The sequence below is a fragment of the Echinicola sediminis genome (assembly GCF_054777495.1).
Genome location: NZ_BAAHAP010000023.1, coordinates 50183 through 72781, shown reverse-complemented (window position 1 = coordinate 72781; position 22599 = coordinate 50183). Strand labels below are relative to the sequence as shown.

Sequence of the window (22599 nt, the reverse complement as noted above, 5' to 3'; positions counted from 1 at the left end):
GTTCCTTCCTGCTGGGAGCAGCAGGGCTTTGGATCGTACAATTATGGCCATGATCCTTTTGATAAACGAGTAAATGAATATGGGCTGTATAAGCACACTTTTTCGGTACCCGAGGGATGGAAGAATAAAGAAATTAAGATTGTATTTGAAGGGGTTATGACGGATGCTGAGGTAAAGATAAATGGTAAGCCGGCAGGTGAGGTGCATCAGGGAGCCTTCTATGAGTTTAATTATCCCATCACTGACCTGTTAAAATACGGCCAAAATAATCTTTTGGAGGTAAAGGTAAATAAGGCATCCTCCAATGAAAGTATCAATTACGCTGAGCGAAAAGCAGATTTTTGGATCTTTGGAGGTATATTCCGACCAGTTTATCTGGAAGTATTACCCAAGCAACACATAGAAAGGGTTGCCATTGATGCCCGAGCCAATGGAGAAATTAGTGCAGATTTGATGGTAGATGCACCACAGGCAGCAAAAATAAGGGCAAGCTTGTTCGATATGAAAGGGGAACTTGTTCAGGAATTGACCGAGCTAAAAGTGGAGCAATCAAAAGGTAAATGGAGCCTCCATACCAAGGCCTCCGATATAAAAACCTGGAATCCCGAAAAACCAAACTTGTACCAGTTGGCACTTTCCATTGAGGATAACAAGGGAAATACCTTGCATAAAATACAACAACGAATCGGATTCCGGACCATTGAAGTACTCGAAGGCGATGGAATTTATGTCAACGGACAGCGCATCAAATTTAAAGGAGTAAACCGGCATTCTTTTTATCCTACTTCGGGACGGACCACTTCCAGGGAGTTAAGTATTGAACACGTCAAAATGATGAAGGATATGAACATGAATGCGGTTCGTATGTCTCATTATCCCCCTGACGTTCACTTTTTGGATGCTTGTGATTCATTAGGTTTGTTTGTGATCGATGAGGTGTGTACCTGGCACAGCCCTCATTTGGACACCGAAGTGGGTCGTAAAATCGTGAAAGAAACAGTTGTCCGTGATGTTAACCATCCTTCCATTCTATTATGGGCCAATGGGAACGAATCAGGCTGGAATACCGAACTGGATGATGATTATGCCATTTGGGACATCCAAAAACGAGAAGTCATCCACCCATGGAATATTTTCAGGAAAACAAATACTTTGCATTATTTTCATTATCATGCGCTGACCAACGATGGTTATGCGAAAGATAAGATATTGTTTCCTACTGAATTTTTACATGGTTTGTATGATGGTGGACATGGTGGCGGCCTGGAGGATTACTGGGAAATGATGTGGGATATGCCCTTATCTGCAGGTGGTTTTTTGTGGGATTTTGCGGATGAAGCTGTGGTACGTACGGATAAGAACGGTATGCTGGATACCGATGGAAACCATGCTGCAGACGGAATAGTGGGGCCATATGGGGAAAAAGAAGCCAGCTATTTTTCGATCAAAGAAATTTGGTCCCCGATGTATATTGAAGACCGATTTATCCGTAAGGACTTTAACGGAATATTTAGGATAGAAAACCGTTATCATTTTACCAATTTGGAAGAATGTTCCCTTACAGCCAAGTGGGTGAAGTTTGACGGTCCCAATGAAAATCCTTCAGGTGCAGTATTGGCGCAATACAATGTGTCCCTTCCAGCATTGGCCCCGGGGGCCAAAGGCTTGGTTAACGTGGAGGTGCCTTCTGTGTGGAAATCAGCGGATGCGTTGCATCTAACCGCCAGAGATGCAGAGGGCAAGGAAATATTCACTTGGTCCTACCCTGTACAGCTATCTTCAAAACTGTACCATAAAAGATTAAACTATAAAGCAAAGGGCAAATTAAAATCGAGCGTAACGGATTCATTGGTTTTTGTTGAAACCAATGATGTTGCCTATACTTTCTCCAGGAAAACCGGATTGTTGAAACACGTCAATCAAGGAAATCAAGAAATCCCTTTGGGTAAAGGCCCCCTCTTACTGGGGCAAAAAGATAATATTGATTCCGTATACCTACGTTCTTCGGATGAAAAGGTGGAAATTACGGTGGTTTTCGAGGAAAAGGATAAAACACCTGAGTGGACCACACATGTGCAATTAAGCTCCGACATAATCCAATGGACTGTTTACCCGAATGGTCTACTCGATTTGAGGGTAGAAATGAAAAGCAAAAAAAGAGTGGATGATTACAAAGGAGTTTCTTTTTCTTTTCCAGAGTCAGAGGTAAAGGGTATGAAGTGGTTGGGCGATGGTCCTTACCGCGTTTGGCGTAACCGAATGAAAGGGACGAAATTTCAGGTTTGGGAAAACGACTATAACAATACCATTACGGGAGAGTCCGGTTATGTATACCCAGAATTTAAAGGCTTTTTCTCTAACCTGTATTGGGCAAAAGTAGTAGGAAGAAATAACAATGGATTTACTGTTTATTGTCAATCTCCCCATACTTATTTGCGAATGTTAAGCCCAGAAAACCCAAGTAAGGATCCAAATGGTAGGGTTTCAGTGCAATTTCCCGGGGGGGATATCTCCTTTGTTAAAAATATTCCGGCCATTGGAACTAAATTCCAAGATCCTCAAAGTATGGGGCCTCATGGGAATTCAGATAACTATTTTGGCAATGATGATGAGCCAATAATCATTGAACTGACGTTTGAGTTTTGATTATTCAGTATGCTTAGAGGATGCCCTGATATTCAGTTTTCCATCGAAAAGATGATGGTTGTTGGATTGGGGGCTGCCAGAAATCTGTTCCAATAATATTTCAGAAATTAATGTGCCGATACGATCAGTGGGTTGTGATATACTTGAAAGCTCGGGCTCTACCACCTGAGCCATGGCCGATTCTGTAAATCCCAAGACTTTTACCCTTTCAGGAATTCCGATTCCTTTGCGCTTAAGGATTTTCATCGCACCAATGGCTAAAGGGTCCCCAGCAGCTAGTATACCATCGGGAATGCCGTGTTTTTCTAAATAATTGAGCATGGCAACTTCGCCGTCATGAACAGTAATTCCAGCGTTAATGATTTGATGTTCTTCATATGTGATGCGGTGTTTTTCCAGCGCTTTTTTAAAACCCATAATACGTTGTGTGCCTAGGGGAAGGTGTTTAGGAAGTGCTAAATGAATCAAGTTGACGCAGCCTTGTGCTAAAAGATGCTCTGTTCCGAATACCGCCCATTTATAATCGTTGAATTCGACTTTCGGGGAGTTTATTTTACCAGACACCCTGTTGAACTGCACCACCGGGATTCCAGAATCTATGACATCATTGATGTATTGATGGTTATCACTTCCATTGCACAATGAAATGATCAGGCCATCTACCATATGCTTGACCAGGGTTTCAATGTTCTTTTTTTCCAAGTCCGAATTTTCGTGTGAGGACATTATAAAAGTTTGATAATCATTTTCAAGCAACTTTTGCTGAGCGCTAAAGATTACTTCGGAGAAATAACTATGCCCAAATTCAGGGACAATGATGCCAATGTTCAGCGTTTTCTTTTTTAGTAATTTTTGGGCGAAGGGGTTGGGCACATAACCCATTTCCCGGGCGGTATTCAGGATTTTTTTTCTGGTCTCCTCCCCAATGTCCTTGTACTTTGGATTAAAGGCTTTGGAAACTGTTCCTATTGATAAGTGCAGTTTTTCAGCGAGGTCCTTGATGGTGATGTATTCTTTCATGAGTGTAATCTATTTTGGATAGCTTTCTCTACATAATCGGTGAATAACGAAAACCTTTTCGTTTAAAATTTAAGTTACGAAAACCTTTTCGAACAAGTGATTTTAGTCATGGGATTTTTTCTTAAAAACGTTATCGACACCTTTATCCCAACAATACCAAGATAACCCTATGCAAACTCAAGATTATATTTTGATTGGAGTTTTTACTTTAATAGTAATTTCGGCCGGAATGGCGTTTTCCAGAACGGGGAGGGATATGAAATCTTTCTTTGCTGGCGGAGGAAATGTCCCTTGGTGGATCAGCGGTTTGTCCTTATTTATGAGTTTTTTTTCGGCAGGCACTTTTGTGGTTTGGGGTTCTATTGCCTATGATCAGGGAATGGTGGCAGTGACAATACAGCTGACCATGGCCATTAGCGGTTTATTGATCTTTTTGTTCATTGCCAAAAGATGGAAAAAAACAGGAGCGCTTACAGTGGCAGAATATATAACCAACCGGTTTGGTGAGCAAACGCAAAAGATATACACTTATCTATTTGTCCTGATTTCCTTTTTTACCGCAGGAGCCTTTTTATATCCTGTGGCTAAAATCGTTAATGTTTCCACGGGATATCCGATTGAATGGATTGTGGTGGGCTTAGGCTTTACCATTTTACTTTATACCACGGTGGGCGGGTTCTGGGCTGTTTTGGCCACAGATGTATTACAGTTTATTATACTGACCGCAGCCGTGGCCATTGTCATTCCCTTGTCCTTTCAGGAAACCGGTGGGGTGCAGGCCTTTTTGGATAAAACACCCTCAACTTTCTTTGAACTGGTCAATGAGGAATATTCTCCTTGGTTTCTCTTCGCCTTTATGGTCTACAATTTTTTCTTTATAGGAGGAAACTGGGCTTATGTACAGCGCTATACAAGTGTGAAAAATGAAAAAGAAGCGGGAAAAGTTGGTTTGCTTTTCGGTGGCTTGTACCTGTTTTTCCCACTTATATGGATGCTACCTCCGATGATCTACCGAACCATCAATCCCGGGCTTTCTGGGGCTGCCGAGACAGAGGGGGCTTACCTTATGATGTGCCAACAAGCCCTCCCTGCGGGGATGCTGGGACTGATGATTGCTGGGATGGTTTTTGCCACTGCCAGTTCTGTGAATACCACATTGAATATGATGGCAGCGGTCACTACGAATGACTTATACAGGGCATTCCGAAAAAAAGCATCCGAAAGACAGTTGATGAAAGTGGCCCGTTTGTCCACTTTCCTGTTTGGTGTGGGGACAGTAATCATCGCTTTGATGGTGCCCCATTTGGGAGGCATCGTCAATGTGGTACTGACCGTTGCGGCCATTACGGGGGTCCCTTTATATGCACCGCCCATCTGGGCACTTTTTTCCAAAAGGCAGACAGCAGGCTCTGTGCTTGGGGTAACTCTCATCAGTCTTACGGTAAATGCCTTTTTCAAGTTTTTGGCTCCGAGCTGGTTAGGGATAAGCCTTGGCAGGGCTGATGAACAGGCCCTTGGTGCTTTGGTACCTTTGAGCCTATTGCTTTTGTTTGAACTTTACGCCAACTATGGTAAAAAAGAAGCAACAGATTATTTCTCCAATGTAGCGAAGCAAAGTGAGGTCGACAAATTGGCTCTTTCACCACAAGAGTCGGAGCAGGCCGATAAAGACAAAATTTTTGGCATAAAAGTGATCTCCATAGCGGCCTTGATTACTGGTAGCATCATCTTTTCCATTGGGCTGTTTGCCGAAAAGGGCAATGCCTATGTACTGGTCACCGGTGTCATGCTGGTAACATTGTGCAGCTATGTGCTGCTCCACATCAAAAAGAAAAATAAAAGTATAAAAACAGAGAGAGAACCCGTGCAGGTATGAAAAAAGTAGCATTATCTAAATATAGAGAGTTAAAAACATTGCGCCATAACTATGACCTGGTGGTAATAGGAGGCGGGTTGTCAGGAAGCTGTGCGGCCATCACTGCGGCCAGAGAAGGCATCAAAGTGGCTTTGATCCAGGATCGTCCGGTATTGGGAGGCAACGCCTCCAGTGAGGTGAGACTTTGGGCACTAGGTGCTACATCCCATATGGGGAACAATAATCGCTGGGCACGTGAAGGGGGACTGATCAATGAGATCATATTGGACAATACTTACCGAAATAAGGAAGGAAATCCCGTGATTTTTGACACCGTACTGTTGGACAAAGTACTAAAGGAAGACACACTGGACCTGTACCTTAATACCTCAGTATTCAGTGTGATCAAATACGATGATCAAAATATTAAAACAGTCGTAGGCTTTAATTCACAAAATTCCACCCTGTATGAATTTGAGGGAAAACAATTTATCGATGCCTCCGGAGATGGGATAATAGCCTATCAGGCGGGCGTTCCTTACAGGATAGGGGCGGAAAGCCCTGAAGAATTTGAAGAAGCCATGTCTCCTGATGTGGAAGATTACGGAGAGCTGCTGGGCCATACCTTGTTTTTTTATTCTAAGAAACAGGAAGAACCGGTACAGTACACCGCACCAAATTATGCCCTCAAAGATATGAGTGCCATTCCTAGAATTAAGAATGTAAAAGTTGGAGAGGACGGCTGTAAGCTGTGGTGGTTTGAGTACGGAGGCAGAAAAGATACTGTCCACGACACAGAGGAGATCAAGCTTGAACTGTGGAAAGTGGCTTATGGAATATGGAATCATATTAAAAATTCCGGAGAGTACGATGGGGCAGACCATTATACCTTGGAATGGGTAGGTTTGATTCCCGGTAAAAGAGAAAGTAGGCGTTTTGAAGGACATTATATGATCCATCAGAAGGATTTGGTAGAACAGCGCCAGCATTATGACGCGATATCCTTTGGTGGCTGGGCCATGGATCTACATCCTGCAGATGGTATCTACAGTGACAAAAGTGGCTGCAACCAGTGGCATACCAAAGGGGTGTACCAAATTCCTTACAGGTGCTACGTGCCCCAAGGAATAGATAACCTGCTCCTTGCCGGGAGGATCATCAGTGCCAGTCATGTGGCCTTTGGTTCCACCAGGGTGATGGTAACCTGTGCCCATGGGGGACAGGCTGTGGGAATGGCTGCAGCCCTTTCCGTAAAGAAAGGACTTTCCCCTAAGGAATTTATGGAAGAGGGGAAAATAGGCCAACTTCAAGCTACATTGATGGCGCAAGGACATTATATCCCGCAGTTCAAGCTGAATCATGGATATAATCTGGCAGAACAGGCTCATATTACGCCCTCCAGCACCTTGGAGCTAAAAGCATTGCCGCATAGTGGAGACTGGGAATCCCTGGGCTTTTCCATGGCCCAGATGGTCCCTATCCAAAGGGAGGTGCCAAACATTCAGCTGAAAGTAAAAGCTGAAAAGGAAACCGTCCTGGAAGCACAATTGAGGATCAGTAGTAAAGTCTATAATCATACCCCAGACATTCCCCTAGAGACATTCCGTTTTGAGCTGCAGAAGGGAGAACAGGAAATCACCTTGAAAAGTGATCAATTGGTGGAAGGACCACAATACCTTTTTGCTTGTCTGATGAAAAATGACCTGGTGTCTGTTGGGCTCACAGACAAAATGGTTTCAGGTCTCGTGACGGTGTATAACAGTGTCAATAAGGCGGTTTCGAACTTCGGTAAACAGGATCCACCCAAAGAGATCGGTGTAGACGCTTTTGAATTTTGGTGTCCCAAAAGAAGGCCAAAAGGAAAGAATATGGCGTTCAGCCTTGACCGATCCGTACAGCTTTTTGGCACCGATAATTTGATCAACGGAACTTTTCGGCCGGTGGAACAGCCCAATGCGTGGGTAGCCGATCTGGACGCCACAGTAGCTGTGGTCAAACTAACTTGGAAGCAGCCTCAAAAGATTCATACGATCAGCCTCTTCTTTGATTCGGATTATGACCATCCGATGGAAACGGTTCAGATGAAGCATGCCGAGAGCATAATGCCCTTCTGTGTACGGAATTTTAAGCTGTATAACTGTGGTCAGCACCTTATTGCAGAGGTTAAGGATAACTACCAGGCCCTCTATGAACTTACTCTAGAAGAGCCATTAGTGACTGATTCAATAGTCATCCAGATGGATAGACCAAATGAAAATACGCCGATCTCATTAATGGGGATCTTATGTAGATAGCATTTAAACCATTGAATAGATCCAGTGGACTTGAATAAAAGGTGGCCAATTGAAGGAATAACTTCTTTGCGCAAAATTAAGTAATAAGCCTTATCCTTTCCAAAGAACCCGGGATTTGGATCGGAATTGCCAGGTAGTTATAAAAGTTAAAAGCAAAAACTATGATATAAAGCATACTGGGGCCGCATGCAGAGCTTGCCCAACTTAATAATCAGTTTGGTTAATTAGGACCAAATTCAAGGATTTGAGAAAACCGCTAACCGTTGGTGGGCTGATAAGGAGGCATACCTCCTTCGATTTTAAGCTATTGGTTTGTCTTAACAATTTAACCCGAAATCATGAAAAATAAACGATATACTATACTAACCGGCATGGTACTGTGTGCCCTGTCGACAATTCTCGCATTTACTCCAAATGTGGTCAATGCAAAACCGGTGGCCCAGCCCTTGGGCCCTATGTGGGAGGGCACTGCTTTTCCTGCATTGGAAGATCAACACCAGGTTCAGGGAGTGGTGAAAGGAGAGGATGGATTTCCACTTCCCGGTGCTGCGATATTGGAAAAGAACACCACAAATGGTACCGTTACGGATATTGATGGCCAGTTTAGTCTCAATGTATCTGGGCCAAATGCCGTTTTGGAGATTTCGTACGTGGGCTTTTTGAAACAGGAAGTTTTATTGAACGGGAGATCCAAGATCGATGTGGTCCTGTCTACAGATATGGAATCCCTGGAAGAGGTGGTAGTGGTAGGATATGGAACGGTGAAGAAGTCTGACTTAACGGGGTCCGTAGCCTCTGTTTCCTCAGAAGAATTAAACAAAACACCAATATCTTCTTTAGACCAAGGGCTTCAGGGCCGGGTGGCAGGTGTGGAGATCACCCAAAACTCAGGTGCTCCAGGAGGGGCGGCCAGTGTGAAAATCAGGGGAGGGAATTCCTTGAGTACCTCCAATGAACCCCTTTATGTTATAGATGGGTTTCCTATAGTGGCTGGCGGTTCTGCCCCTGGGTCCACTGGTCCCCAGAATTCAGAGGGGGGACAACTGAACCCTTTGGCGACTATCAATCCCAATGATATTGCCTCTATAGAAGTCCTAAAGGATGCTTCAGCTACTTCCATATATGGTGCCAGAGGGGCCAATGGGGTAATATTGATCACCACAAAGAAAGGAGAAAGGGGAAAAACCAAAATCAATTATAACTCCTATTATGGTGTACAGGATATTACCAAAAAGCTGGATTTAATGAATTCAGAGCAGTTCCTAGAACTCAACAATTTAATAAATCCCGGAGCTTTGGATGGGATCGAATATCACGATACTGACTGGCAGGACGTAATTTTCAGAAAGGCACCCATTCAAAACCATCAATTGTCCTTTGCTGGAGGTAGCGAAAAAACGCTGTTTAATCTTAGTTTTAATTATTTTAGCCAAGATGGGATCATCGAAAATTCAGATTTTGAAAGAATATCGTCTCGTTTGAACTTAGAAAACGAGTTGCATGATCGGGTGAAAATCGGCGTTAACCTCAACTATAATTATGTGGTCAGTAACGGAGCCATTACCGGTAGCAGGTATGAAAGCGAAAATACAGGAACAGTAACAGCAGCTTTGTTTGCGCCACCCATTTTCTCACCCTATACCGATCAGGGGGACTATACCTATTTTGGGGATATCAATTCAAATTTTGAATTGGCTGCCAACCCTCTAGCGCTTACCCAAGTGCTCAACAGGAGCACAAATACCAGGTTGCTTAGTAATTTTTATGTCAATGTGGAAATTGCCAAAGGATTGACCTACCGTGGGAACATAGGTGTGGATATTTTCCATGACCGGAAGGATTCCTACACCGGAACCGATTTGCCACTTGGGAGATTAAATGGAGGAGTAGCAGGGATTGGAAATCTGGACCAAAATTCATTGATCCATGAAAGTGTCCTTAACTATTCCAAAAAGATAGGAGAAGTCCATGATTTTAACATTACAGGAGTTTTTTCCACCCAACGGTTTACCGGAGTGAATGCCTTGGCAGGTGGTAGCGAACTGTCCACAGATCTTTTGGTGAATAATAATTTAGGCCTTGTCTCTAATAGAGACGTTTCTTCCAATAAATCCAGTTGGAGATTGGATTCTTGGACGGGAAGACTCAATTATATATTGTTTGATAAGTATTTATTTACCTTAACGGGAAGGGCAGATGGTTCCAGCAGGTTTGGTCAAAACAATAAATGGGGATTTTTTCCTTCTGCAGCATTCGCTTGGAGAGCCAAAGAAGAAGCGTTTCTTATCAATAGCGAATTGATCAGTGACCTAAAACTTCGGATGAGTTATGGTGTTACGGGAAACGCCAATATTCCCCTTTACCAGTCTTTCCCCCGGTTAACGAGTGGAAGCAATTATAATTTCGGCCAGGCACTTAACATAGGAATCAGCCCTGCAGGGGTAGCCAACCCAGATATTAAATGGGAGCGCACCAACCAGGTTGATGTTGGGATGGACATAGGGTTTTTGGACAATAGGTTAATGTTGACCTTGGACTACTACCACAAGCAAACCAAAGATCTGTTGATTTCCCGAAGGATACCGGCATCATCTGGCTTCAACACGGTATTCGGGAATTTTGGAGAAATCGAAAATAAGGGAGTTGAACTGGGGGTGAATGCCGTGGTAGTCGATAAGGCATTCACCTGGGAGGTTTCAGGGAACTTTTCCAGAAACCGCAACAAGATCCTTAAGATCACCGGGGAAGTGGATGAAGTAATTCCTACCGGAGACGGAGGAGTGGGGGCATTTGCTAACGGTAGTTTATTGAAAGTGGGCTATCCTGTAGGTACCTTTTATGGATACGTCTGGGATGGTATCTGGCAGACCACTGATGACATTGCGGGGAGTCATATGCCCTCTGCCCAACCTGGGGATGCAAAATATGCCGATGTCAATGGAGATGGAAGCTTTAGTGCTGCTGACCGTAAGATCATTGGAGACCCCAATCCGGATTATATATTTGGGTTTACAAATAACTTCCGGTACAAGGGCTTTGATCTCTCTGTTTTCCTCCAAGGAAACGTGGGCAATGATGTGTTTTTTAACCGACGAATGTTGATAGAGAGTGCCACTTTTGGTTCAAATCAATTGGCTGCGGTGGTGAACCATTGGAGTCCGGAGAACCCAAGCAATGACTATGTCAGGCCATCCCAAAGTGGTAGATTGCTTCAGTCCAGCAAATACATAGAGGATGGTTCATTTGTCAGGTTAAAAAATGTCCAGCTGGGATATACCTTTGGATTAGAGCAGGTCAATTGGTTGTCAAGACTTCGATTGTACACAAGTTTAACCAATCTGGTCACTTGGACGGATTATTCTGGATATGATCCGGAACTCAATACTACAGGGGTAAACAATGTCACCAATTTTGGGATCGACAGAGATCCTTATCCGCGGGCAAAGACCTATCTGCTCGGCGTTCAAGTAACATTTTAATCAAAACCCAAAAGACATGAATATTAATATAAAAACTTTACTTGGGGTAAGTCTTTTAGCGATTGCGCTAATTTCCTGCAGTGACTTGGAAGAAACGCCTTACAGTTTCGTTACCACCAACGAATTTTATAAAACGGCCGAAGATGCCGAATCTGCTATAACCGCCGCTTATGGCTCACTTACCAGACCGGGCATGTACGGACAATCCGTTTGGATGCTGGGGGATTATTCTGCCGATCAAATGTTTCCAAAACCCGTAGTGGGCAGAAATCTATTGACTGAATTTAGTTATGATGCCACCCATGATCAGATAGAGCAATTCTGGAACGAAAGTTATGATGGGATCAACAATGCAAATCTGGTCATACAAAACGTGCCGGGGATACTAATGGACGAAAATCGCAGGTCTCAGATTGTGGCTGAGGCCAAATTCCTGAGAGGACTATATTACTTTAATTTGGTAAAAACTTTTGGGGAAGTACCGTTGAAAGTAACTCCTACCTCAAGTTTAAATGATATTGAATCTCCAACATCACCTGTTCAGGAAATATATGGGCAAATTATCAAAGATCTCCAAGAGGCTATTGAAATTTTGAGCCCAGGTATACCAGAGGTAAGCGGAAGGGCTTCCCAAGGGGCTGCCCAAGCGCTCTTGGCAAAGGTATACTTGTATCATGAGCAGTATAGTGAGGCAAAAAATATCGCCAAAAGCCTTATGGACAAAGGGACTTACCGATTAGTGGAAAATCCGCAGCTGCTTTGGGATGTAAGCAGGGAAAATGCTAACAGAATAGAGCATATTTTTGCGGTAGAATTTTCCCGAAGTCCCAATCTTCAGGCACAAAACTTTACTTCTTATTTTGCCCCTGCTGGTTCCAATGGGGTATATTCAGCTACTGCTTGGGGGTCAAGCTTTGCCTTTGAGGATTTTTATGATTCGTATGATGATAATGATCTTAGAAAACAGCTTATGGATACCTCTTTTGTAGACTCCCAAGGGAATCTTCATACCAGAGAAAATGATCCTAACCTTAAGGAAAGAGTTATTGTAAAAAAATATGCGGATGTCATGGCCAATGGTGCCAGAAATGAAACCAATTATCCCATTTTGCGCTATGCTGATGTATTGCTGATTTATGCCGAGGCAAGTGCCAGACTTTCTGGTCAAGTAGAAATAGATGGGCTCCAGGCCGTGAATGAGGTGCGGGAACGGGCAAATTTAGAACCTTTGTCCAACTCCTTGTCTAGAGAGGAGTACTTGGAGGCCATTTTGCAGGAGAGATCCTGGGAGCTGGCTTTTGAATCGGACCGTTGGTTTGACATGACCAGGACGGGAGAATTTTTGAAAGTACAGCAGATTACCAATTATTGGTTTCCTATAAGGCCTGTCCAGCCCAAACACAGGTACTTCCCGATTCCAGAAAATGAAGTATTGACTAATTCCAATTTGGAACAAAACGAACCATGGAAATAGCAGGTTGGTCCCGACCTAATGAGCCCTTAGGTCGGGCACCAACCACCTCAAAAAAAATGTCCGCTGGGATTGGATAAGCATTTATTCCTAAAAATCATCCCTACAGGCCTTAAAATAACTTGAAGTAACCATTAACCTTAAGCCCAAAATAGTATGGTAGCCATTTTGAAAGTCCATTTGATAGAAACTCCACAAAAAGTAACTCATCGTGGTATAAAGGTACTTTTTCAGTTAGGTTTATGTCTAGTCACGGCATTGATGTCTTCCATCTGTTTGGCTAATAATAAATATTCAGACCGGCCAAATATCATTTGGATCATGTTGGAGGATTGGAGTCCCGACCTCGGCTGTTATGGTACGAAGGGAATAGAAACACCTTTTACTGACCATTTGGCAAGTGAGGGTATCCGGTACACCAACGCATTCTGTACCAGCCCAGTTTGTTCTACATCCCGATCAGCCATGCTCACAGGATTTCACCAAAACTATATCCGTGCAGAGCAACATAGGACAGAAAAAGATGAAAAACAGTCCCTACCTTATGGTATTAAGCCTTTACCGCTATTGCTCAAAGAAGCTGGCTATTTTACAGTATTGATGAAATCTCGTAAAACCGATGCTAATTTTTTAGGAGATTTAGGCTTTATGGGAGATGACTGGAAGGACCGGGAGAAAAACCAACCCTTCTTTGCCCAAATCACCCTTGATGGTACCCACAGAACATGGAACAGAGATGCTCAAGATCCTATTGATATCAGTGAGGTGGAACTCCCGCCATATTATGTAGACAGCCCTTTTGCCAGACGGGATTGGGCAAATGGGCTGGAGCAAATGCAGGTTTGCGACCGTGAAATAGGCGATATCCTTAAGCGATTGGAGGAAGAAGGGATCGCAGACAATACTGTGGTGATCTTAATAGGGGACAACGGCCGTTGCCATTTTCGCGGCAAGCAATTTTTATATGATCCGGGCATACAAGTTCCCTTGATTATGCGCTGGCCAGGTAGGATCCAATCCCGACAGGTCAATGATGATTTGGTGCAGAGCATCGACGTTACTGCAACGATTTTGGATATCGCTCATGTGAAAGCTGAACATACATTGCACGGCAAATCACTTTTTTCTGAGGCCATAAGCCAACGTCAATATATTTATGCGGCAAGGGATAGGATGGGGGGCACCCATGATGCCATGCGCACCATACGGTCCAAAAACTACAAGCTGATCCATAACCTGATGCCCGAGCGGGCCTGGCTGCAGTACAGTGGCTATAAAGAAGACAATTATCCCATGTTGGCCGAAATGAGCGTGATGTACCTGGAAGGAAAACTCAATGAGGACCAAGCCAAGTTTTTTGCTCCCACCAAACCTGAATTTGAGCTCTACGACATCCAAAAGGATCCATATGAGCTTAATAACCTGGCCTATGACAAAAAGTTCGGGGCCATAAAAGACGAACTCTTGGGAGAGCTTTATGCTTGGAGAAAATCAATTAAGGACAAAGGGGTTCCACAGGAATTTAGGATGGGTGGCCTTTCTTCCCAGTATCCCACACGGAGCCTGGAAGAATGGAAAGAGCGGTACGAAAAATGGAAGCCTTATGTGTTTAGGGAACCTGAAAATGCTGAACCGCATCCTTTCTCCAAAACCGAGTAACAAACCTGGGAATAATTCGAGAGGATAAGAAATTGGAATTTATGAATAAGATCATCAAAAAGATTCAATTGAATGTGATTTTAGGCTTGGGAGCCATCATTGCTATTGCATGCACTAAATCTAAGGGAGTAGTCAGTTCCAGCGTGCCTGATTATGAAATCAAATTTGGTAAGGTAGCTGCTTACTCTGCATTCGTCAGTGATACCGCGAGTATTTGGGGAGGTTCACTTGTCAAAGGTGAGGACGGGCTCTATCACATGATGTATTCGTTTTGGTCAAAAAATATTGGCTGGGAGTGGGTCAATTATTCCAAGATTGGTCATGCGGTTGCCAAGTCACCATTTGGTCCCTACGAATATCGCGACATCGCCCTGCCTGATCGTGGACAAGCATACTGGGACGGCTCTACTACCCACAATCCCACAGTTCATAAAATAAATGGTAAGTACTACTTGTACTATATGGGCAATAGAGGCAATAAAGAAATTGTGAGTGTACCTGGGAAAGCCAAGATCAACTGGGAACACAGAAATAACCAGCGAATAGGCGTGGCCGTAGCTGATAGTCCAAACGGCCCTTGGAAGCGGTTTGATCAACCCGTGTTGGGTATTGCTTCAGACAGCACTGCCCTTGATGCTTTGATGACCTCCAATCCCTCGGTGTGCCAAATGCCCGATGGCCGTATACTTATGGTCTACAAAGCAGTTGGTAAGCAATATGACCTTCCCGCTGGAGGCCCGGTGGTGCATATGGTAGCCATTGCTGATTCTCCTACCGGGCCATTTAAGAAATATCCCGATCCGGTTTTCACTTTTGAGGGGGAGCGTTTTCCTGCTGAGGATCCCTACATCTGGTACCAGGAAGGACGATACCGGGCTATTGTGAAACGAATCAAACATGAGGGGGCAAAACGTATTTTTTCTCTCGTACATTATGATTCTGAAGATGGTATCAAATGGGATAGAGCCAAATACTTTGAGGTTTCCGACCGGACCTTGACTTGGGAAGACGGTACCATCGTAAAGTACGATCACTTGGAGCGACCCCAAGTTTTCATCGAAAATGGTCAACCGGTGGCCCTACTCTGTGCAGCTGACACCATTGATGAAAATAATGTCAGGCACTCATTCAATGTTCAGATTCCTTTAAAAATCATCAAACATACCCCTTGAGCTGACGGTAATATGGACTTCTTCGGCTGGGCCCTGATGTAAAGAAAAAGGCCAAATGTTAATAAAAATGATAAGGGCCAAGGGGGGATGGACCTAAAGTAATCCAATGGGAAAGATATAAATCTACAAAAAACGATAGACAAGAAATGAAACAGTTTTACTTATTAATATTAAGCTTGACCTTGTTTTCCTGTGCCAAGGAGGTGGTACCATATGGGGAATACCAAAATACTATTTCTTTGAACGGCACTTGGCATTTTTTGGCTTCCAATGATCTGGATGAAAATGAATTCCTGCGGGCCGATTATCCCTCTTGGGATACCCTGAAAGTACCAGGAAACTGGGACACCCGGAACCGATACAGTGAATATGTGGGCAAAGGCTATTACCAAAAGGAATTTACCGTTCCTCAGAGCTGGATGGGCAAGCAGATTAGGGTACATTTTGGTGCCGTCTATCAATCTGCACGCGTTTGGTTGAATGGAACATTATTGGGTGAACATATAGGAGGCTACACTCCATTTGAATTCAATATAACGGACAAAATAAACCGAAACGGTCCGAATTCATTGGTGGTAATGGCTGATAACTCTTATAACCGGGGCGCATGGTGGCCCTGGGGAGGGATTAGCCGTGAGGTAAGCCTGCAGGCTAACGAAGACCTGCGGCTGGTGTATCAGCATATTACAGCATTGCCAAACTTCGAAAAAAATGAGGTCCAATTTATTATTAAGTATAAGTTGGAAAATAATGGCGATAAGCGTGTAGCAGCTGAAATAGTATCCACAATAGATCAAAACAAGCATACCGTTTCAGCTACCCAAGAAATACAAGCCGGAGAAGTGGGGTTCTCTGAAGTGAAGTTTACCAAGAGCTTATCGGAGTATCAATTGTGGTATGTTGATTCTTCAAACCTCTATACGCTAAGCAGTCAGGTAAGCGTAGATGGTAAGACCGTGGCTTATGCAAAGGATAAGTTTGGGATCCGGAAATTTGAAGTACGTGGAGAACAATTCTATCTCAACAACGAACCAGTCCGCATGAATGGGGTGAATCGTGTGCATGATCACCCTGATTATGGAAATACGGAACCGGACCATTTGGTTCGTCAGGATATGCTGGACATAAAATACAATCTGGGATGTGATTTTTCACGACTGATGCATGCTCCCTACGCAGAAAATCTCCTGGACCTCTGTGACAGCATTGGGTTCTTATTGGTGGAAGAAATTCCTGTTTGGGGCGATGATGATCCCCAGGCCTTTCCCAATAATCCTTTAACAAAAACATGGCTTAAGGAAACGGTGGAGCGTGACTTTAACCATCCTAGTGTGGTGGCTTGGAGTGTAGGGAATGAACTACGTGACCCGGAAGGTCCATGGGAAGAAAAGTCTATGACTAAAGATCAGTTTGAATATGTCAATTCCATGCTTGACTATGTGGATGAACTGGATACAACAAGACTAAAAACCTATGTCACTATCACTTCCTACCGAAAAGGTGAAATTGGAAGTGAGCCCTATGAAAAAGTGGATTTCATATCCATGAATTCTTACGGGGAGGCAGTGAAACTAGCAAAAAAGACGCATGAAAAGTTCCCAGGAAAGCCCATCTTCATTTCAGAGATTGGAAAAGCGCAGATCGGTCCTGCGCCGGATGCGGAATTGAGCGCGGAACTGATTGGATACTTGCGTGGATTCAAGGATTTGCCCTATGTGATGGGAGTGTCTATCTGGAGCTACAATGACTACCGAAGTAAGTACAAAGGTACTCCAGCATCCGGTTTTAGGGAGTGGGGATTGGTTGATGAACGAAGGAATAAGAAAAAGGCCTATGAACAACTTAGGGAAATTTATTCATTATGGAATCAATAAGAATTGCTTTAGAAGCGTAACGCTTTGTGATGGTATCGTGCATACCAATGTAGTGAATAAATCAATTTATCATGCAAGTTTAAAGCTTGACCGGTTAGGGATAGCGAAGGAAAAAAATGAGTTAAGAGAGCTTATATCAGCAAAGAAGTAAGGGAAATTATTGATTATGAAAAGCAGAGGAATAGGGACATTGGTTTTTGCTTTTGTATTGATTTCAATTCAAACATTGGCACAAACCGATTTTGATTTTAAAAAGCTTATGCCTGAAAAGTGGGATAAGAACAATATCATCCAGGAAGAACATTATAACGTTTGGGGTACCAATATCCTTAAAGGAAAGGACGGTAAATACCATGCGATTTATTCACGCTGGCCCAAAAGCCGCGGACACCATGGTTGGGTAACGCACTCGGAGATTGCTCATGCAGTATCGGATAATTTGACCGGCCCTTATCAATTTAAAAATGTCGTTTTACCCGCACGAGGAAAGCAATATTGGGACGGTGACTGCACCCACAATCCTCATGTTATTGAGCATAATGGGAAATACTATCTTTATCACATGGGAAATAGAGGCAGTGGTTACTGGGACAATACACCGGATGACCGCATGCCATCCATTAACCAGGATAGTGAATGGTGGGTAAACCGGAACAATCAGCGTGTAGGTTTAGCAATTGCGGATGATCTGAATGGAGAATGGAAGCGATTTGATAAGCCATTGATTGATGTGAAAGAAGGACGAAGGATGACTTCTACCCCAGTTGTTTCCAGACGGTTGGATGGCAAATTTTTATTGGCCTATAAATATGTGGTTGACGATGGCAGTGAGAAGGGGGGAAAGGTTATTCATGTCACGGCTACAGCGCGCAATCCAGAAGGACCTTTTGAGGACACCAATATTCCGTTCATTACTCATCCAACAGCAAGCTTTGCCATTGACGATCATTTAGAATGGGTATTTAACGGAAATTACTATTGCATCGCCAAAGATTCCAGAGGTGCATGGACTGATTATCCTGATGGGAGTACAATGCTGTTTGAATCTGATGATATGGGACTGGATTGGAAACCCGCTAAAAACTTTCTGGTGATTAAGGCAGGAGAGATAAAGTGGACAGATGGAACTACTACTAAAACAAAGCGTACGGCAGATATGCCCAAATTCTACATGGATGAGGGTGTACCAAAGGCCTTAATAGTAGCAGTTCTGCCGAAGGACAGTGAAGATTCCTATTCTGTAGTGATCCCACTGAAAACGCCCAAACCTGGAACAGTAGCCTTTCCCTACCAAGTAACTGAATACTCAGATGATTATGAATTGAGTGCAGCGCTTGACCGAAGTTTTAACCAGTATCCTTCTTATGTAAATGCTGAAAATGAATTGTATAGTCAGTTTCGGTACACTAAACTAACCGGATTTGACTATAACGATGGCGATGCGACCATCACACGGCGTGATCCCTCAAAAATCGTGTTTGAAAATGGTAAATACTATGTGTGGTATACCAAGCGGGATACACCAATTCCTCCGGTAGGAAGGTTTTCAAAGGATTATAAAATAATGGATGTTGCAGGTGATGAGGTGGTTTGGAACGACACAATCCCCACTACCGACTGGGATTTGGGTGAGATCTGGTATGCGACCAGTAAAGATGGATTTCACTGGGAGGAGCAAGGAGTGGCGGTATCCCGTCCGGAATATCCCATTCCTGGATGGCGGGCAGTTGCAACCCCAGATATTTTGAAGTTTAAAGGTAAGTACTATCTCTATTACCAGGCATTTACAGAACCGAGCGGCGTACGGGGGGACTACTGTCCGGTCGGAGTGGCCTATGCGGACAACATTGAAGGGCCTTGGACGCATGTGGATGAAGTTGTGATCCCGACAGGAGCAAAAGGCGAATGGGATCAGTTTGCCATCCAGGCGCCTACCCCTTTGGTCCATGATGGAAAAATATATGTGTATTATAAGGCTGCTTTTAATCGGCCAGGCACTGTGTGGAGTGGCATAGGCTTAGCGATAGCCGATGATCCATTGGGTCCGTTTGTCAAGCACGAGCTTAACCCTATTCAAAATTCAGGTCACGAGATATGTTTTTTTCCTTGGAAAGAAGGAGTAGCATCATTGACTATAAGGGATGGAAGTGAGCACTTTACGATTCAATATGCCAAAGATTGGGTGAATTTTGAGGTGATGGCGATTACTGAATTTATGCCTACAGGGCCAAATGCCTATATCCCTGACGCTTTTGCGGACAATAAAAACGGACGGGGAATTACTTGGGGGATAGGCCACTTTATCAATTTTATGGGTAAAGATGCTTCAGGATGGCATTCAGAGCTTTATCGATTTGATTGTGATTTAAGTTTGGATGTACATGATCCCGAAATGAAACACCATAATTATCGTCTAGATCCGGAATTCTATTTCCAGTTTGGACTGACTGAAAAGCAAAAAAAGCGCATTGAAGACTCACATAAAGTTAAAAGAGATGAATAAGTACTTGATGCTATTATTCGTGGGATTAATGGCTTGCCAGCCATCTGCGAATAAGCAAGATACGACTGGTTCCAAGCAGGATCCATTCCCCTATACCGTCACGGAAGACACCAAAAACCGGCAGTTAAGTGCCGCTATGGAGCGGAGTTTCAATCGTTACAGTGCGATCCATCCGAGAAACAATGAACTGTACTCGCTATTCAAGTACACGGATCTTGAAGGATTTGACTATAGCAATCATGATGGCACTATTTCAAGAAGAGATCCATCCAAAGTGATTTTTGAAAATGGTAAATATTATGTCTGGTATACCAAAAGGGATACGCCGGTTATTCCTGTGGGGGCGAGTAACGCTGACCAGAGCAACGATACCATTCCATCCACAGACTGGGACCTTGCAGAAATTTGGTATGCAACCAGCGAAGATGGCTTTCACTGGGAAGAACAAGGGGTGGCTGTTCCCCGGCCACCTAAACCTGAAGTAGGATGGAGGTCGGTATCAACGGCAGATATTCTTAAGTGGAAAGGGAAATTTTATCTGTATTACCAAGGGTTTATGGAAGCCAGCGGTAAGCGAGGAGATTACTGTCCGGTGACAGTTTCTTATGCAGATTCACCCGATGGGCCTTGGACACCAGTCGGTAAAATAGTGATAGAGAATGGCCCGGAAGGTTCTTGGGACCAGTATGCTATCCACGATCCCTATCCCTTGGTACATGACGGAAAAATATACATTTATTATAAATCCGCTTTTAACAGACCTGACCCGGTATGGGTAGGTGGAGGATTGGTTACGGGTACTGATCCTCTTGGCCCTTTTGATAAACACCCTTTGAATCCCTTGACCAGTTCTGGCCATGAAGTGACCATGTTTCCGTTTAAGGAAGGCTTGGGCGCAATTGTCGCCAAAGATGGCACGGAGCATTTTACGATCCAGTATGCCGAAGATTGGGTCAATTTCGAAATAGCTTCTATCACTGAATTAATCCCTGTAGCAACCGGGCCATTTGTGCCGGATGCTTTCACCGATACCGATTATGGCCGCGGGATTACTTGGGGGCTTTCCCACTTCGTAAATGCGGGGACCTATGGAGTGAACCCACATTCTATCCTCACCAGATTCGATTGTGACCTAAGCTTGGATGTGGACGATCCTCGGATGAAGGAAACGGGGATACGTCATGACCTGGACGTTTACTTCAGGCAGGGACTATCCAAGGACCAGCGGGTGCGAATTGAAGAACAAACGGAAAAACTTCGAAAGGAATAGTTGTCAAAAAATACAACCATTAACGATATACCTGAGCCCAATACACCTAAATGATATGAATTTCAATAACCTAACGATTGCGTGGATTATTTGTGTTGTATTAATGTCCTGCAGCCAATCAAAGCCTAAACATGAGCAACCAGACAGCATAACCAAAGCCCATCAGGTTTTTCCGCATAAAATGCCTGAAAAAAAGCCCGGTTTTCCCCTAAGCGCAGCTACCGAGAGGATGTTTGACTATCCAGCTCCGAGAGCGCAGGATAATGAGCTGTTTACACAATTCAAATATACGCAGCTGGAGGGATTTGATTATAATGGAGGGGATGGGACGATATCCAGGCGTGACCCATCCCGTCCGATTTTGGTAGATGGAATATATTATATCTATTATACCAAGAGGCATACTGAAGGGCCCCCAATAGGATGGGATAAGGCAGATGAAGCGACAGATAAGGTGCCTTCCACAGACTGGGATTTATGTGATATTTGGTATGCTACCAGTGAAGACGGATTTAAATGGGAGGAGCAGGGTGTGGCAGTGGCGAGACCTCCCAAGCCCGCGCTGGGCTGGAGGTCAGTTGCCACACCGGATATTCTGATCTGGAAAGACAAGTATTATTTATACTTTCAGGCTTTTAATGAAGCCAGTGGAACACAAGGTGACTGGTGTCCTATTTCCATGGCTTACGCAGACTCCCCAAAAGGACCCTGGACCATGGGGGGGGAACCTGTAATTCCGTTTGGTAAAAAAGGGGAGTGGGATCAGGATCAGACACAGGATCCGCACCCGATGGTACATAATAATAAAATCTATTTATACTATAAAGCAGCGTACAATAAATGGCCAGAGCTCCGCGATAAATATGCGGTCGCTCATGGACTAGCAATCGCTGAAGATCCGTTTGGCCCTTTTGAAAAACATCCCTTTAATCCGGTATTAAATTCCGGACATGAGACCACCTATTTTCCATTTAAAGAAGGAATCGCTGCCTTAGCGATTAAGGATGGGAACGAAGCACAAACCATGCAGTATGCCGAAGATGGGGTTAATTTTAATATCGCTTGTACGGTGGAGCTTGCCCCCACAGCAGCAGGGTTTTACACACCGGATGCATTTACTGATACAGATTATGGACGAGGGGTCACTTGGGGTGTTTGCCATTTTATCAATGCGGCTACTGATAGGAATAAGCAACACTCCATTATAGCTAGGGTAGATGCGGACTTAAGCTTAGATGTGGATGAACCTTCCCTCAAATCAACGGGTGTATGGCATAGGCCAGAGGTATATTTCAAACAGGGACTGGGCAGTTTGAGGAAAAAAAGAGAAGAAAGAGCAGTTGCTCCTTAAAAATA

The 22599-nt window shown here is 43.9% G+C and carries 12 protein-coding genes; 11 read left to right on the top strand and 1 reads right to left on the bottom strand.

Annotated features, from left to right (window positions below; translation table 11 throughout):
- On the top strand, positions 1–2646 hold a 2646-nt coding region (locus tag ACYVAA_RS08325; protein ID WP_460540433.1), incomplete at its 5' end, for a glycoside hydrolase family 2 TIM barrel-domain containing protein.
- Here the strand turns inward: ACYVAA_RS08325 and ACYVAA_RS08320 are convergent.
- Positions 2647–3666 carry a LacI family DNA-binding transcriptional regulator gene (locus ACYVAA_RS08320; RefSeq protein ID WP_460540431.1) on the bottom strand — a complete coding sequence of 340 codons (1020 nt, stop codon included), beginning with the start codon at positions 3664–3666 and terminating at the stop codon, positions 2647–2649.
- Between the two features lie 256 nt (positions 3667–3922).
- Between ACYVAA_RS08320 and ACYVAA_RS08315 the strand changes: the two genes are divergently transcribed.
- The 10 genes from ACYVAA_RS08315 to ACYVAA_RS08270 all read left to right on the top strand — a co-directional run bounded on the left by ACYVAA_RS08315 (position 3923) and on the right by ACYVAA_RS08270 (position 22594).
- Positions 3923–5542: a sodium:solute symporter family protein gene (locus tag ACYVAA_RS08315; protein ID WP_460540429.1), complete on the top strand. Its 1620-nt coding sequence runs from the start codon at positions 3923–3925 to the stop codon at positions 5540–5542.
- Positions 5539–7815: an FAD-dependent oxidoreductase gene (locus ACYVAA_RS08310; RefSeq protein ID WP_460540427.1), complete on the top strand. Its 2277-nt coding sequence runs from the start codon at positions 5539–5541 to the stop codon at positions 7813–7815. Before ACYVAA_RS08315 ends, ACYVAA_RS08310 begins: the two co-directional genes overlap by 4 nt.
- Before the next feature lie 338 nt (positions 7816–8153).
- A complete protein-coding gene (locus ACYVAA_RS08305; protein WP_460540425.1) occupies positions 8154–11294 on the top strand; it encodes a SusC/RagA family TonB-linked outer membrane protein in 3141 nt (1046 codons plus the stop codon).
- Between the two features lie 16 nt (positions 11295–11310).
- Positions 11311–12768, top strand: coding sequence for a RagB/SusD family nutrient uptake outer membrane protein (locus ACYVAA_RS08300; RefSeq protein WP_460540423.1), 1458 nt, complete (start codon positions 11311–11313; stop codon positions 12766–12768).
- A 258-nt stretch (positions 12769–13026) separates the two neighbouring features.
- Positions 13027–14424: a sulfatase family protein gene (locus ACYVAA_RS08295; RefSeq protein WP_460540421.1), complete on the top strand. Its 1398-nt coding sequence runs from the start codon at positions 13027–13029 to the stop codon at positions 14422–14424.
- Between the two features lie 41 nt (positions 14425–14465).
- The gene (locus tag ACYVAA_RS08290) at positions 14466–15596 is read left to right on the top strand and encodes a glycoside hydrolase family protein (protein WP_460540419.1); all 1131 of its coding nucleotides are present in this window, start codon (positions 14466–14468) and stop codon (positions 15594–15596) included.
- 146 nt (positions 15597–15742) lie between these two features.
- Complete coding sequence (locus ACYVAA_RS08285; RefSeq protein WP_460540417.1) at positions 15743–17470, top strand: glycoside hydrolase family 2 protein; 1728 nt, start codon at positions 15743–15745, stop codon at positions 17468–17470.
- A 166-nt stretch (positions 17471–17636) separates the two neighbouring features.
- Positions 17637–19973 carry a glycoside hydrolase family protein gene (locus ACYVAA_RS08280; RefSeq protein ID WP_460540415.1) on the top strand — a complete coding sequence of 779 codons (2337 nt, stop codon included), beginning with the start codon at positions 17637–17639 and terminating at the stop codon, positions 19971–19973.
- A complete protein-coding gene (locus ACYVAA_RS08275) occupies positions 19966–21243 on the top strand; it encodes a glycoside hydrolase family 117 protein (protein ID WP_460540413.1) in 1278 nt (425 codons plus the stop codon). The genes ACYVAA_RS08280 and ACYVAA_RS08275 overlap by 8 nt, the downstream gene beginning before the upstream one ends.
- Before the next feature lie 181 nt (positions 21244–21424).
- Entirely contained in the window at positions 21425–22594 is a 1170-nt protein-coding gene (locus tag ACYVAA_RS08270; RefSeq protein WP_460540411.1) for a glycoside hydrolase family 117 protein, read from the top strand.
- Positions 22595–22599 lie beyond the last annotated feature (5 nt).

What these genes read in the sequence shown, in the direction of transcription:
- ACYVAA_RS08320 (WP_460540431.1), bottom strand. Translation starts at nt 3,666, where the DNA reads ATGAAAGAATACATCACCATCAAGGACCTCGCTGAAAAACTGCACTTA.
- ACYVAA_RS08315 (WP_460540429.1), top strand. Translation starts at nt 3,923, where the DNA reads ATGAAATCTTTCTTTGCTGGCGGAGGAAATGTCCCTTGGTGGATCAGC.
- ACYVAA_RS08310 (WP_460540427.1), top strand. Translation starts at nt 5,539, where the DNA reads ATGAAAAAAGTAGCATTATCTAAATATAGAGAGTTAAAAACATTGCGC.
- ACYVAA_RS08305 (WP_460540425.1), top strand. Translation starts at nt 8,154, where the DNA reads ATGAAAAATAAACGATATACTATACTAACCGGCATGGTACTGTGTGCC.
- ACYVAA_RS08300 (WP_460540423.1), top strand. Translation starts at nt 11,311, where the DNA reads ATGAATATTAATATAAAAACTTTACTTGGGGTAAGTCTTTTAGCGATT.
- ACYVAA_RS08295 (WP_460540421.1), top strand. Translation starts at nt 13,027, where the DNA reads ATGTCTTCCATCTGTTTGGCTAATAATAAATATTCAGACCGGCCAAAT.
- ACYVAA_RS08290 (WP_460540419.1), top strand. Translation starts at nt 14,466, where the DNA reads ATGAATAAGATCATCAAAAAGATTCAATTGAATGTGATTTTAGGCTTG.
- ACYVAA_RS08285 (WP_460540417.1), top strand. Translation starts at nt 15,743, where the DNA reads ATGAAACAGTTTTACTTATTAATATTAAGCTTGACCTTGTTTTCCTGT.
- ACYVAA_RS08280 (WP_460540415.1), top strand. Translation starts at nt 17,637, where the DNA reads ATGAAAAGCAGAGGAATAGGGACATTGGTTTTTGCTTTTGTATTGATT.
- ACYVAA_RS08275 (WP_460540413.1), top strand. Translation starts at nt 19,966, where the DNA reads ATGAATAAGTACTTGATGCTATTATTCGTGGGATTAATGGCTTGCCAG.
- ACYVAA_RS08270 (WP_460540411.1), top strand. Translation starts at nt 21,425, where the DNA reads ATGCCTGAAAAAAAGCCCGGTTTTCCCCTAAGCGCAGCTACCGAGAGG.